The sequence below is a fragment of the Haloarcula sp. JP-Z28 genome (genome assembly GCF_011440255.1).
Taxonomy (GTDB): Archaea; Halobacteriota; Halobacteria; order Halobacteriales; family Haloarculaceae; genus Haloarcula; species Haloarcula marismortui.
In genome coordinates this window covers 55,800-69,656 of the sequence record NZ_JAAOHT010000009.1, presented here as the reverse complement: position 1 = coordinate 69,656, position 13,857 = coordinate 55,800, and the positions used below count along the sequence as shown (strand labels likewise).

Genomic DNA, 13,857 nt, shown 5'->3' with positions numbered 1-13,857 from the left:
CTCGCTGCCCTGTTACCTTGCCGCTGTGACTGCCTCTCACCGTTAATCAAAACTCGGTGATAACAGTGTACCAGGGTGATGATTACGGTTCTCAGATTCAGTGCAACTCCCATACGGAAGCGCTTACCGAGATACACGGGCTCATTACGACCGATGTATTGCGGTCGATGATTAACTGTTCTCAATGGTTCCTGTGCGCCATTATAATATCAATAATAACGCTCCAGACCTGTCTCGAAACGAGTTTCATATCGTAGCTAAACGACTGGTCACGCACGTATTCTAGGTCGTATCGCAGCTTTTCGCCCGGCTCCTTTCCAGTCACATGATTAACCTGGGCAGGACCGGTTAGGCCCGGTTTGACGAACCATCGTTTCTGCCAGTCAACGACACCAGTCTGGATATCCGAGTCCAGCACCGGTCGTTCTGGCCGTGGACCGACGACGCTCATATCTCCTCGCAGTATCGACCAGAGCTGTGGAATTTCATCCAGATGGGTCTGTCGCAGCACTCGCCCGACCGAGGTTACGCGTGGATCGACTCCACCCGCATCTTCGTCGCTAATCTTCGCACCTGTTTCGTCTTCTGCGTTCTCGATCATCGACCGAAACTTGTAGATCGAGAAGGTTTCGCCGAACACCGCTGTTCGGTCTTGTCGGTACAGTATCGAGCCGCCGTCCTCTAGCTTTATCGCGACTACAATCCCAACGATCACCGGCGATAGCGCGATCAGCCCAGCCGATGCAAACGCGATATCGAACGCGCGCTTGAGAATGTAGTCCTGTATGTCCCAGGGCTCGATCTCTACGTCAACCAGGGTTCCGACTCCACCGCTGGCGGTCAGCACAGAATCTGCATGGTCGCGATGAACTTTCGCGTTGACACCGTACTCGTAGCAGGCGTCGAGAGCGCCGAAGAACTCCGCCCGGTCGGCATGCTCAAACGCTAGCACGACCGTATCGATGTCATACTCGACGAGCACGTCCTCAATCCGCGAGAGGCCACCCAACCGTTCCAACCCACTGGGGTTAGTTCCGCCGTCAGCGATGGCTTCGGTCTGTTCGATTGTCGTAATGACACTCGTCGGACAGAGATATCCCAGGAGCGTCCCGTTGACCTCGCTTGCTACTTCCTCTATCACTTGGAGGTTATCGCCAACGACGATGGTTCGCTCGCCATTTGAGGACGGTCGCTTCCGAATCCACACAAACCACGCGGGCAGTGCGACCAGTAATAAGGGAGTCACTAATACGACAGTCAAACGCGGCAGCTTGTACGAATAGTCGAAGTAGCCGATCGTCGCTAGGACGAGAGCCGCCACGAGTACCCGCTTCTGGGCCAGTGCTATCGCATCAAGAATTCTCCGTGGGCGGGGTTTGTACAACGGGAGGAACACACTGACGACGACCGCGATTGTGACCAAGAGCTCGATCGTGAACTCTGGCCCCGTTGGAGGGTCAGTCGGCAGTCGACTGAGTATCGGGATAGTTGTCGCTATCGACTGGATGGTCGCGTTATTAACAAGTGCGATGGCGACCGCTGTAAGCACGACAACGCCGGCCACACTTGCAACCCGGTACCGCCAGCCACTATCCATTATCAGTGTGATTGCCCAGTTCCGGGATAAGTCCTGCGTCCCGGAACTCAAATACTGAAGCTACTGTCCGTAGACACGCGGTCCAACTGCCCTGCATTGTCATAGTGCCACTGAAAGACACTGCTGCACGAGACCTGTTCGTGAGCCGACGGACCCACAGTGTACGCACTAGCGTAGTCGTGTCGACTATCGCAGCGTCGATCCAACCCTCTCTGTGCCTGTTCCATTTGACGCTGTACGGTGGATATCGTCTCACGGTGGTGGTCCAGTCTTCTGATTGGGAACTTACACAACCACGCGACCGACGTGACTGTATGGTCTCACCGGTTACTGACCAGGCTACCCGAACTGAGTTCTCACTCGCTTGCAGCGATGTTTTCGGCGGCTATCTCTGGGTTAATTTCGCCCTGTAGCCGTTCCTCGGCCTGATCGCGGTCTTCGGGATAGCCGATATCGTTCCGCCAGCCGTCCATGCGGATCGCGTCGATCGTTCGCCCGGAGTGTAACAGGAGGTCAATCGCATCACTGATCTCGTACTCGCCGCGATTGGAGGGCTGCACCAGATGGCAGGCGTGGAAGATAGCTGGCGTGAACGTGTAGAACCCAGTCATCACAAGGTTTGACGGCGGCTCTTCTGGCTTTTCGACGACTTCGGTGATCTCACCGTACTTGTTGGTGTCACAGACACCGTACCGCCCGGCTTCTTCCCACGGGACTTCCTCAACGAGGAAGGCGGCGTCGGCACGTTCCTCCGCCTGACGGTTGACGACGTCCTGGAGGTTCGCTTCGAAGATGTTGTCGCCGAGCATCAGCATGAAGTCGTCGTCAACGTGTTCCTCGACGGTCAGGAGTGCATGGGCAAGGCCGTTCTGCTCGCGTTGGTGGGTGTAGGTAATCGGAACACCATCGAACTCGTCCTCGTAGTGATTAATGATGGCCTGCTTCTTGTAGCCGACAACTACCAGCAGTTCGTCGGCGCCTAGCTCGATCAACTGCTCGAAGCAGTGGGTCAGAATCGGTTTCCCCGCGACCTCTACCATCCCCTTTGGCTTGTCTTCGGTCAGCGGGCGGAGACGGGTCCCTTCACCAGCGGCAAGTACGACAGCTTTCATATATCTCAATTCGTTGGCCGTCCGATAAAACTCTTGTCGAATTATAAGATCCGAATTATAATATCCGCTCCTTGACTACTGCCGCCCGATGAATGTCAGCATTGTCGGGAGTGGATACGTCGGGACAACGGTCGCCGCGTGTCTTGCGGATCTCGGGCACGAAGTCGTAACGATAGACATCGACGAAGACATCGTTGACGCAATCAATAACGGCGAGTCGCCGATACACGAACCTGGGCTTGACGAACTTGTCGCCGAACACGGTGGTGGGCGACTCCGGGCAAGTACCGACTACGAGGAAATACTCGACACTGAACTGACGATGTTGGCGCTTCCGACACCATCGAACGACGATGGAAGCATCGACCTCCAGTTCATGGAAGCCGGTGCGGAATCTATCGGTGAGGCGCTGGCCGGCACTGAGAACGCGGCAGCGGACCCGCATCTCGTCGTCACGAAGTCGACTGTCGTCCCGAACACGACCGAGGATCGGCTCGCACCACGTATCGCTGACGCCGGTCTCGAACGCGGGGCGGACTTCCTCGTCGCGTCCAATCCTGAGTTCCAGCGCGAGGGGACGGCCGTCGCGGACTTCCTGAATCCTGACAAACTCGTCTTCGGGACGGACGACGACCGCGCAACGGCCCTTCTCAATGACCTCTACGCGCCGCTACGCGAGGCTGCTGACGGCGACGTGCCGGTCGTCGAAACCGGTATCGCCGAGGCCGAGATGATAAAGTACGCCAACAACACGTTCCTCGCGACGAAAGTCAGCCTCATCAACGACATCGGGAACATTTGCAAGGAGTTCGGCGTTGACGCCTACGAGGTCGCCGATGCTATCGGACTCGACGACCGGATCGGCGAGCAGTTCCTCCGAAGCGGCGTCGGCTGGGGCGGCAGTTGCTTCCCGAAAGACACGGACGCCATCATCGCCGCGGCGCAGGAGCAGGGCTACGACCCCGCTGTCCTTTCCGCGGCCGTGGAACTGAACGACGCGCAGCCAGAGCGGCTCCTCTCCCTCATCGATGACCACGTCGACGTATCCGGCAAACGAATCGCCGTCCTCGGACTGGCGTTCAAACCCGGGACGGATGACATCCGAAACACGCGAGCGGTTCCGGTCATCGAGGGACTGCAGGAGCGTGGCGCAGACATCGTCGCCTACGACCCTGTTGCCACCGAGAATATGCGCGAGCGCTATCCCGACATCGAGTACGCCGACTCAGCTGCGATCGCTCTTGAGGGTGCGTCCGGCGCTGTTGTTGTCACTGGCTGGGACGAGTTCGGAGCGCTCGACGCTGAATTCGATGAGATGGCTGCCCCTGTCGTTGTTGACGGCCGACGGAGCATCAAGCGGCGCGACGGCATCACTTACGAAGGATTGACCTGGTAGTGCGGTTAGCGACGCACTCGCATTTGTCTGTCAAGGACTGCGACTGTGCCGGCAGCGAGTACTGCCACCACGAGCACGGTCGGGTCCGAAGACACGTATAGGCTCGGCGTCGGCGGCTGCCAGTTCGTGAACGGGTACAGCCACGCGCTCGCTCGTCCGTCGGCGTACACTCGCATCCCATCGAGTAGCAACGACGTGAGGCCGCCGAACGTCACGAGGCCGAATACTCGTCTCCAGCGTCGTCGCTCGAATGCGACGGTGATGACTCCAGCGAGCAACAGGACTCCGCCGAGTGTAGAGACAGGCATATAGGTGAACGGAACGCCGAGAAACGCTTCGACTACCCTCTCGTCTAGCACGATTCCGACCTTTACCAGATCGGGAATCGCCGCACCGCCCATCCCAACGACGACCCAGCGCTGATCGAGCCAGTCGGCACGCCAGCTTGCCACCGTGAGAAGGATGTATGGGACGAGCAGGTGTGTTAGCAGGTCAGCCATCGCGGGCCTCCAGCGTCCACGCCTCTCGGTCGATGCGCCAATACCGGACGAACAGCAGCAGGAATCCCAGTGCGCCGATAGCCGAGGTACCGTACTTGTAGAACTCGGCCCACCGACTGCTGTTGACGACTTCGACGCGCTCGGCCGTTATCGTCTGCGCTGGTTCGAGCGTCCCGTACACCTGAACGACGCCACCGGGTTCGACGGCTGTTCTCGTCTCAGTGACCCTGAGTGTGATTGCCGTCCCATCGCTTTCGGCCCTGATTCGCATCTCGCCTTCGCTGGTCTCTGTCACCGTGCCAAACACCATGAGTTGCTGTCCGACGTACGACTCGTATCCGGCCGAAAGGTCCGCAGCATCCGGATACGGTGTCCATTTGTCCTCTGTAACCGCTGCGTGGACGAACAGTCCCCCGAGTGTCAGACACAGCACAAGCATGATGACGACACGGACCCGGACGCGCACATCCTCTGTTCTTTCGGTGGGTACAATGGTCGTTTCGCTTCAGAACTACGGCGTGCCTGTCTCAGAAACTCACTCGACAGTGACGTTGCCGCCACCGTACACCGTCTGTTCTGTGACTTCGACGGTCGTTTCACTTCCGCTATCGGTCGTCACGGTGTACGTCCCAGGGTTTGCGACGGTAACAGTGAACGCACCGTTCCGGTCGGCTGTCGTCTGGCGTTCGTAAGCTATCTCTCTGTCCGAGACAGCGACCGTCGTTTCGACCGAAACGGTTGCATTCGGGGCCACGGAGCCCTTTACCGTCCCACCGGGGACGACCGCGAACGCCTTGTGGCTCCCGTCTTCGCTCGTGAAGAGCGGCCGGTAGTGGGCCAGGCCGTCCACATCCCCGTTCCGGCTTCCGAAGTGCTGGTGTAACCGAGTGTACATCGTGGTCGGCTCCTCGATGTCGGTCACTGTCGTCACGACGTATCCGACCCGGCCAGAAATCCGATTATGGGCCTCATCAGGATCCGTCGCTGCGACGACCGGTTCGTACGTCCCGCGAGCATACCCGTAGCTCTGTGACTCGCCGTTGACGAAGTAGTTATACACGCGGTTCTGTCCCCAGCGGCTGAGCACGTAGTTTTCGGGGTATTCGAGTCCGCGCTCGGCGGCGTCTGCCTCGATTGCAGTCGCTGCGTCGTATGTCCCGTCCTCAACGAGCACCTGACTCGTTTTCACCGGAACCTGCACCATTCCGAGGGCCCCGAACAATAGAAACAGCACGACCAGCGACACAACTGTGCGGCTATCCGGAACGAGTACGTCTCGAAGGTCTCCATCGCCAGTCGCCAGCACCGGTCGGGCGAGGTCGACCCACGAGGCGGCCCAGACGAACGCGAGGCCGGCGAACAGCGCGAGAAACGTGGCCAGCTCGCCGACGAAACGGACTTGAATCACGGCGAGGACGAGCAACACCCAGGCGTAGCTACTGACGACGAGCCAGCCGCTTTGGTCGCTCCGAGCGAGGTTGATTCCCCACACCATCGCTGGAAGCGCCACGAACAGCGTCAGGCCCAGCAGGAACAGGAAGCCAAAGGCGTCTGCGCTGAACAGGCCGTACGTCTCGGCGATCGCGTCGGACCGAAACAGCGTATCGAGCCGCCTGTCGAACGTGCCCCACTGTTCTGTGAAGCCAAAGCGGAAGACAAGCAGGCTGATGACGCCAAGCCCGAAATCGACCGCAGTCAGTTGCCCGGCAGTGCCACCGAAGCGTCTGGCTGCTTCTGCCGTCACAATGACGACGACAGTGCCCAGCGTCAACAGTGCTGGCGCACTAGCGACAAGCGCAGTTTGCCAGCCGGTGATAGTATGGACACCGCCAGCGAGTAGCGCACCGAGGCTAACGCCGGCAAGAACTGGTGCGTTTCTGACCAGTGCCGACCGGTCGTTAGACACGTCAAGAAGTGTCTGGCCTAATACGACCAGACTGGCCGGCAAAACAAGCAACGGTCCGGCCTCCCACGCAAGCACTTGGCCGGCAATCCCGACACCGATGCCGACTGCGGCGATCCACGGCTGTGGTTGACGAAGCGATGTTCGATTCGTGGCCGTCGTTAGCGCGACCACGAGTGCAAGGGCAGTGAGTCCCAGCCAGGGATAGTCGAAGGCGTGGTGGTCCGCGAACCCGAGGCTCGTCCGGAAGGCGTGGCCGGGAATAAACGCTAGAAAGAGGACCGATGCGAGACCGACACGCCGGTCGCCTGACACCCGAACTGCGAGCAGATAGAGCAGGACGCTCGTAACGAGTGCTGACACGACCGGATACCAGGCGAGAACGTGGCCAATAACTGGGTTGCTCCCGCCGAAGAGGCTGGCGACCCACCAGAGCGTCGCGATCGTGAGTGGCTCCCCATTGGCTAATCCACCTGGGAGCACGGAGAGTGCCCCGAAATCGGCCGCGCTGCCGGCGTTTGCCGCGACCTGTTCGACGTGATACCTGTAGTAGTAGGGGTCGTTACTCGACAGAACGATGTCGCCGCCACGATATATCGACCCGATGACGTACGTCCGGGCGACGAACACGACCGCTAGGGCAGCGACGAGCAGGCCAGTTGCTCGTGTATCGAAATCAAAACGTAGCGCGTCACCGAGCGCTAGCCCCTGCCCGCTGTCATTACTGACCTCGGAGTCGCCATTAAGCGCGGCCCGCACAGCGTCGGGATCGGCGACGCGGTACTCGTCACCGTCCTTCTCGACGATACCAGCGGAGACGAGTTCGCCGAACTGGCCCGAATCGATGGGAATGTCGTCGAACGTCCAGCCGTCCTGCTCGTCGTCGACGGCCAGAACCACTTCCGTCGCATCTCGTAGCTCGGGCCGGTCATCGAGTACCGCTCCCGCCCCGGGCGTATCGCTCATGTATCTTCTCTTTCCGGTCTGGCGAATAAATCCATCGAGACTCGTCGTCTACGTGTTCGCCGACTCCAGTGCGGTCCGAATTGCTGATTCTACGTCGTGTTCGGGCGTCCAGCCAAGCGCGTCGCTTGTCCGCCCGGTATCGACCGGGAATGAGTCAACGAGCGTCTCGTCGTCGCCCCGTGGGTTCTTGACCAGTTCCACGTCGGCATCGATGTCGGCGATATCGGCGGCGATATCCCTGACGAGGTTGGCGACGGTACGGACGCCCGGGTCGTCGTCGCTTGCGATCTCGTATTTTTCGACGCCGGTCTCGCCGCGGTCCAGTTGCTCCAGTAGCCGTTCGCAGCTATCGACGTAGGCCCGGGCCACGTCCTTGACGTGAATGAAGTTCCGGGACTGCGTTCCGGGCTCGTAGACAGTCAGCGTCTCGCCAGCGAGCGCGCGGTTCACGAAGAAGTTGATAACGGTCCCCTTCGAGACGGTCTGGCCGTCTATCTCGTGGCTCCCATAGAGGTTCGATATCATGAACTGGTGGGCAGGGAACGCGCCGTCGGCGTACGTCTCGACATCGCGCTCGTTGAGCAGTTTCGTTCGGCCGTACCAGTTCAGCGGGTCCCGTGGGTGGTCGACTGTAATGGGGAATTCCTGTGGGTCGCCGATGACGGCCATCGAGAACGGGAAAATCAGCGCTGCGCCTGTCTTGCGGCAGAACCAGGCGACGTTGTCCGTTCCCTGTACGTTCACTTCGTACGCTAGGTCTTGTTTCTCCTCGCAGTCGTCGACGCCGGACACCGCCGCGAGGTGCATCACGACGTCGGCCCCGTCTAGCGCCGCTTCCAGACGGTTCCGGTTCCGGATGTCGACGTGTTCGATATCGACATCGCCGACGGACTGCACGGTACCGAGATAGAAGTTGTCGATAGCGGTGATCTCCCAGTCGGGGTGGGCCTGCTGTAGTTCGTAGATGACGCGGCTCCCGATGTAGCCTGCACCGCCGGTGATGGCGATGTGTGGCTGTTCGCTTGTAGGTTCTGTCTCAGACATTGGTGGTGAATTTCTCCGCGAGGTCGCGGACGCCCTCGCGGAGCGTCCACGATGGTTCGAAGCCGGTCTCGTTCAGTCGGTCAAAGTTGACATGATACGACGGGCCGGGATGCTCGTCTTCGAGGTAGGTCACGTCGACCGGCGCGACCTCGTCGGCGACGATGTCGGCGATCTCCGAGATCTGGTAGTTCGCGTCCATCGACCCGACGTTGTACACTGGTTCGTCCCAGGAATCGGGATCGCACGCCGCCTCCGCGTAGGCACGGGCAGCGTCCCGGACATGGATGAACGGCCGCCAGTTCGAGCCGTCGCCGTAGACGGTGAGCGGGCGGTCGGTGAGCGCGCGGAACACGAAGTAGTTCACGACGAGGTTGAACCGGATGCCCGGCGAGTGGCCGAAGTTGGTAGCCATTCGCAGGGCGGTGCCAGTCATATCGAACTCCTCGCAGTACTCCTGCAGTAGCGTCTCGGACTGCAGTTTCGTCTCCGCGTAGGGGTTGATCGGGTCCGGGTCGACTGTCTCGTCGATGTCGGTGCTGGTCGCGCGGCCGTAAACGTTACACGAGGAGGCGAAGACGACGTGGTCGACACCGAGCTTGCCGGCCGCAGTCAGGACGTTCTCGGTGCCGTCGTAGTTGATGGCGAAGGTTTCGTCGCGGCGTTCATGTGTGCTCGACGCGCCGGTGATGGCAGCGAGGTGGATGACGCGGTCGACGCCGCGCATGGCGCTCTCCACGTCGCCGTACTCGCGGATGTCGCCCCGGCGAAATTCGAGCCCGTCCCCGACTGTCCCCAGCAGCGCCCGCGGCGATCCTGAGGAGAGGTCGTCGAAGACGACGACGTCGTCCACGCGGTCGTCCGCCCGGAGCAGCGGTATCAGCGCGCTGCCGATGTAGCCACAGGCCCCGGTGACCAGCACGTCCATCGTCAGTCCTCGCTCAGGACGCCCGGGAGGAAGCGGTCCTCGTGGGCCTCGATGGTGTCGGCGTAGCGGGTCAGCGTCCCGAAGATATCGTCGACGCCGTCCTCGAAGGACTGGGACTGGCCACCGATGAGGTCGGCGTACCGGTCGTTTTCGATCTCCATCTTGTGGGTCTCGTCCTCGTCGCGGGGGTTCTCGAAGTGTTCGACAGCAACATCGAGGTCGTACTCGCTGCCCACATCTGCAATCGTCTCGGCGATCTCGACAATGCTGATGGCGCGTGTGACCTGATTGTACACCGTCAGCCCTTCGGGGCGCTCGTCGGGGTCGGTCAGGGCCACTTCGGCTAGCCCTTCGACGGCGTCCTCCAGCGAGATGAACGGCTTGCGCTGCTCGCCCTTGCCGTAAACGGTGACGGGATAGCCTGCGACGGCCTGCGCGCAGAAGCGGTGCGTGACCGTTCCAAAGTAGTAGTCGAAGTCGAAGCGCGTCTTGAGCCGGTCGTCAGCGCGGGTTTCCTCGGTTTCGGTCCCGTAGACGATGGCCGTTCGCACGTCCGAGATCGGGATGTCGAACTGCGTGTGAGCCAGCCGCATGTTCTGTGCGTCGAAGCCTTTTGTCGCGTGATACCAGCTCCCGCCCATGTTGGGGAACGGCACGTCGTCGCGCTCGCCCTGATTCTCCATCGTCGCGCCGCCCTCAGGAATCGGGAACTCCGGTGCGCCGTAGACGCCCGTCGTCGTCGTCTCGACGAAGTGGGTGTCTGTGAGGTCGTGTTCTTCGAGGCCCCACAGGAGGTTCCGCGTCGCTTGGAGGTTGTTGTGCTGGGTGTAGTTCGCCCGCTCGCCGTTGATCTGGGAGTACGGCGCGGACGGCTGCGCGGCGGTGTGGACCACGACTTCTGGTTCGTGGACCGCCAGCAGTTCATCGACGAAGGACTTCTCGGCGAGGTCGCCCTCGACGAAGGAGAGGTTCGTCAGGCCGTGGACCTCGCGGGCCGCGTCGAGACGCTCGTCGATACTGGCAACCGGTGTCGCGCTCGTCGCGCCGACGTCTTCAACCCACCCTCGTCGGGCGAAGTTGTCGACAAGCAGCACTCGCTCGTCCGTTCGGTCTGCGATTCGCAGCGCGGCTGGCCACCCGACGTAGCCGTCGCCGCCAGTGATGAGGATAGTCATAGTTACTCAGATTATGAGTAACCATGACGCGTAATCAGTCTTCTGGTTAGTTGCCTCCCTGCCTCGTCCAGCCCGACCGCTCGTGTGACACCTGACCCCGCTCACGGAAGCGACAGCCTCCCTCTACTGGCCGATATCGAACTGGTCGAAGTGTTTGAAGACACACTGGTTCGCGTCCGCCGGTGGCTCCGTGACGACGCGAACGCGTCATGCTTGTCATCGACTGCTATCTCTGCCTCGCTCTCGGGCTCAACTCGGTAGATGATCGGTATCGTGTGTCAGGAGTCGATGTCAACACAGGGTTGTGTTTTCGAGACAGGTGGCGAACGTCTCTGCCGGGATACGTTCGTGGTGAAGGTCCGCGTCTTCGGCCTTCGGTTCACCAGTGAAACTGCTCCCAATCTCGCTGTTTCGCAACCGTTAAAACTGACCCTGTCCTCTATCCGATCGCTATCGCACGGGCCGGTGGGGTAGCCTGGTATCCTTCGGCCTTCGGGTGGCCGTAACCGCGATTCGAATTCGCGCCGGCCCATTTTTCCAACGCAATTACTAGATAACGACAGTACCGTCCTCTGCGATTCCGCTCAATAGTCGGTCTGGCCGCGAGATACCTGATAGGCCTGGCCGCGGAACCGGAACCGACGTGTGTCTACATTGTGGCCAATGCCGTTGTTCACGACTCGCTCGTCGGTCTCGACGACGACGCGGTCGACATCATCGGTCAGGAACGGCAAGGCATTGCGGAGACCACCGGGGCGGCCGGCGAACCGAGCGCTTGCCATCACCTGTTCGGCGAGAACCCGCTCGCTCGCGCTGTCGGTGCGAGTCAGCGAGAACGTCGCGTCGGCTGGCCGTTCGCCGTCGCCGTGGCGACCAGTCGTCACCGTGACGGTATCACTGTCTCGGGCTGTCGACACCCCGTCGATCGGCGTCACCGCAGCGCTGTCGCCAACCAGTTTGACCAGGGCACCACTTTCGGTCGTCGCGTGCCCGTAGCCGGAAACGATAGCGTATTCGCCGCCGCCGAGGTAGCCCTGCGTGAGGCCATCGCAGGTGCAGTCGTCGGTGCTGCACCCGACTGCCTGCCCGTTGAACGCCCGGAGGCCCCACTGGTCCCGGCCGCCCGGTTTCAGGATACGACAGTCGGCGGTGTGGACCGTCGGCGCGATGTGGAACCACTCGCCGCCGACGAGTTTGTAGAGGTCCCAGTGGCCACACTGCAGTCGCCCGTGGCTGTTGTTGACCATCTCGAAGCCGACTTGGGTATCAAGTGTTGCGCGCTCGGTACTGGGCCGAACAAAGGCCGGGGTCACCCTCTCTGCTTCGTGGAACCATTGGACGCCGCCGTCGCCAGGAAGCGGTGGGAGCGACCGGCCAGCGAACCGGGACTCAGTTTCCGGGCCGGGACTTCGCGTATCCCAGACGGAAACCGAGAGGGAGTCGCCCTGGCCGCGGAACTCGTAGGACCCGGTTGGCCGCCCGGACTGGCCCGGCTCGCCGACGAGGGCGTACTCCAGTTGGACCCATTCACCGGGGGCCAGTCGGTGGATGTCGGGCATCCACGGACCGACGTCGTCAATGCGCCAGTACCCCTCGGCTGTCCGGCCGAGCGAGGGCACTTCGTCGGCAAGTTCGTTGTTGGCCGTGGGTGCGAGATGGAGGCGTGCTTCGTGGTCGTAGCCGCTGGGTTGGCGGCTGTGTGTCCGTCCGACCCCCGGAATCCACTCGATCCTGAACGTGTTCTCGAACTCGTTGCCGTTCTGGAGCCAGCCGCGAACCGTGACCGGATGGGCGTCGGTCGCCGTCTGGTCGAACCAGAGTCCGACTCGTGCCCTGTCGTCCGTGTGGAGTCCTGGCGAACTGAGGGCGTAGGTTCGCGGCCCGGTTTCCAGTTCGATGACGGTCGTCGGATTGTCTGGTCGCAGCGGGTTACCGGTGTCCGCCGACCTCTCTGTCCCGCTGTCGTTCGCATCGGTTACTGACTGCGTCGGGCGCGGAGCGGGCGTTACGTCGGCAGTCTCGTCTGAGCCGAGGGTCCCGAACGAACAGCCGGCGAGCCCGGCCAGCGCACCAGGGACTGACGCGAGGAGGGCACGTCTGCGCATGGGCAGCGATTCGTCGCTCCCGGTAAACCCTTTCTGGACGCTCAGACGGGGTTTGTAGCGTTCTTGGAACTCAATTTGAGATGGAGCCGCCTGACTGCGTCTCTATAGCCCCGACTTTTCGGATTCGGGCTGTCACCCTTCCGCGAACATCTCAACGACACGGTCTAGGTCGGGCGACAGTTCCTGCATCACGTCTGTCGTCGTGAGAATACCGACGCCGTCGGCCTGTCCGTCGACTACGAGTCGCTTGATGCTGTGCTCGACCATCGTATCGATGGCTTCCTCTAGCGGGGCACCGGGGTCAATCGTCTTGACCGGCGTCGTCATCAGATCACCAACTGGCGTCGTATCTGGGTCCATCCCATCGCGGAGGCCGGCGATAATGTCCGTTTTCGTGAGTATACCTCGTCCATACTCGGTTTCGACGACAACAGACCCGACCGCTTCGGACGCAAGGAGCTTCGAAACGTCGCGGACGGCAAGCTCCCGGTCGACGGTCTTCACTGGCTTGGTCATCACCTGCTCGACCGGTGTGTCAAGTGAATTCATAGCACTAGTTAGCAAACACACACAATAAGTCATTTGACTCCCGCAACCGGTGCTGACGTGGCCTTACCAGTCAAAGTCTTCGTGAATCGCCAGTCCCTCCTCGTGACATATCGGCCCGGCGACGTCGGTGATGCCGGCGAGGATTTCACCGGAGCGGACGGACTCCTCGTGGCCGCTGAACTCACCCATCTCGTCGCTGCCGACGCTGTACACGACTCGGCCGAGGCCGGCGTACCGGAGTCCGCCGGCACACATCGGGCACGGCTCGGTGCTCGTGTACATCACTGTCTCTGCCCGCTCGTCCGGGTCAAACTCCTGCATTGCTCGGTGCGCCAGTTGGAGTTCCGGATGGCGGCGCACGTCCGATTCAGTGAGGACGCGGTTCGATGCCTCCATTACAACCTCGTTGTCACGAACGAGTACCGACCCGAAGGGCCGGTCGCCGCGGTCGACAGCGGTCCGGGCCAGCTCGAAGGCGCGTTGCATGTGCGTTTCGTGGTCGAATTCGTCGAACTCTGACATAGGCATACCATCGCTTTGACCCGCAGTCGGAAGTAGGCACGGCGGGGGAGAACTTGGGGTCGT

12 protein-coding genes and 1 tRNA gene are annotated in these 13,857 nt (G+C 61.2%); 2 read left to right on the top strand and 11 right to left on the bottom strand.

What is annotated here, in order from left to right:
• Positions 1 to 181 precede the first annotated feature (181 nt).
• Positions 182 to 1,597 (bottom strand): sugar transferase, encoded by a 1,416-nt coding sequence (locus G9463_RS06175; protein WP_165896250.1) that lies wholly within the window; start codon positions 1,595 to 1,597, stop codon positions 182 to 184.
• A 356-nt stretch (positions 1,598 to 1,953) separates the two neighbouring features.
• Positions 1,954 to 2,709, bottom strand: coding sequence for a UTP--glucose-1-phosphate uridylyltransferase AglF (gene aglF, locus G9463_RS06170; protein WP_004964383.1), 756 nt, complete (start codon positions 2,707 to 2,709; stop codon positions 1,954 to 1,956).
• An 88-nt stretch (positions 2,710 to 2,797) separates the two neighbouring features.
• Here aglF and aglM point away from each other — a divergent pair, with 88 nt between their 5' ends.
• On the top strand, positions 2,798 to 4,105 hold the full coding sequence (gene aglM, locus G9463_RS06165) for a UDP-glucose 6-dehydrogenase AglM (protein WP_165896249.1): 1,308 nt from the start codon (positions 2,798 to 2,800) through the stop codon (positions 4,103 to 4,105).
• 5 nt (positions 4,106 to 4,110) lie between these two features.
• Here aglM and G9463_RS06160 read toward each other — a convergent pair whose 3' ends face one another.
• The 6 genes from G9463_RS06160 to G9463_RS06135 all read right to left on the bottom strand — a co-directional run bounded on the left by G9463_RS06160 (position 4,111) and on the right by G9463_RS06135 (position 10,618).
• Positions 4,111 to 4,605: a metal-dependent hydrolase gene (locus G9463_RS06160; protein ID WP_165896248.1), complete on the bottom strand. Its 495-nt coding sequence runs from the start codon at positions 4,603 to 4,605 to the stop codon at positions 4,111 to 4,113.
• Positions 4,598 to 5,071, bottom strand: a complete 474-nt coding sequence (locus tag G9463_RS06155) for a hypothetical protein (RefSeq protein WP_165896247.1) — start codon at positions 5,069 to 5,071, stop codon at positions 4,598 to 4,600. The genes G9463_RS06160 and G9463_RS06155 overlap by 8 nt, the downstream gene beginning before the upstream one ends.
• A gap of 69 nt (positions 5,072 to 5,140) precedes the next feature.
• Positions 5,141 to 7,474 carry an STT3 domain-containing protein gene (locus G9463_RS06150; RefSeq protein WP_165896246.1) on the bottom strand — a complete coding sequence of 778 codons (2,334 nt, stop codon included), beginning with the start codon at positions 7,472 to 7,474 and terminating at the stop codon, positions 5,141 to 5,143.
• A gap of 48 nt (positions 7,475 to 7,522) precedes the next feature.
• The gene (locus G9463_RS06145) at positions 7,523 to 8,518 is read right to left on the bottom strand and encodes an NAD(P)-dependent oxidoreductase (RefSeq protein WP_165896245.1); all 996 of its coding nucleotides are present in this window, start codon (positions 8,516 to 8,518) and stop codon (positions 7,523 to 7,525) included.
• Positions 8,511 to 9,443 carry an NAD(P)-dependent oxidoreductase gene (locus tag G9463_RS06140; RefSeq protein WP_165896244.1) on the bottom strand — a complete coding sequence of 311 codons (933 nt, stop codon included), beginning with the start codon at positions 9,441 to 9,443 and terminating at the stop codon, positions 8,511 to 8,513. Before G9463_RS06140 ends, G9463_RS06145 begins: the two co-directional genes overlap by 8 nt.
• 2 nt (positions 9,444 to 9,445) lie before the next feature.
• A complete protein-coding gene (locus tag G9463_RS06135; RefSeq protein WP_127013686.1) occupies positions 9,446 to 10,618 on the bottom strand; it encodes an NAD-dependent epimerase/dehydratase family protein in 1,173 nt (390 codons plus the stop codon).
• Positions 10,619 to 11,077: 459 nt separating this feature from the next.
• Between G9463_RS06135 and G9463_RS06125 the strand changes: the two genes are divergently transcribed.
• Positions 11,078 to 11,150, top strand: a tRNA-Pro gene (locus G9463_RS06125).
• 52 nt (positions 11,151 to 11,202) lie between these two features.
• On the opposite strand, the gene G9463_RS06120 is transcribed toward G9463_RS06125, so the two are convergent.
• The 3 genes from G9463_RS06120 to G9463_RS06110 form a co-directional block, all read right to left on the bottom strand.
• A complete protein-coding gene (locus G9463_RS06120) occupies positions 11,203 to 12,723 on the bottom strand; it encodes a hypothetical protein (RefSeq protein WP_165896243.1) in 1,521 nt (506 codons plus the stop codon).
• Between the two features lie 132 nt (positions 12,724 to 12,855).
• Positions 12,856 to 13,272: a cyclic nucleotide-binding/CBS domain-containing protein gene (locus G9463_RS06115; protein ID WP_004964229.1), complete on the bottom strand. Its 417-nt coding sequence runs from the start codon at positions 13,270 to 13,272 to the stop codon at positions 12,856 to 12,858.
• Positions 13,273 to 13,335: 63 nt separating this feature from the next.
• Positions 13,336 to 13,800, bottom strand: a complete 465-nt coding sequence (locus G9463_RS06110; protein WP_165896242.1) for a nucleoside deaminase — start codon at positions 13,798 to 13,800, stop codon at positions 13,336 to 13,338.
• Positions 13,801 to 13,857 lie beyond the last annotated feature (57 nt).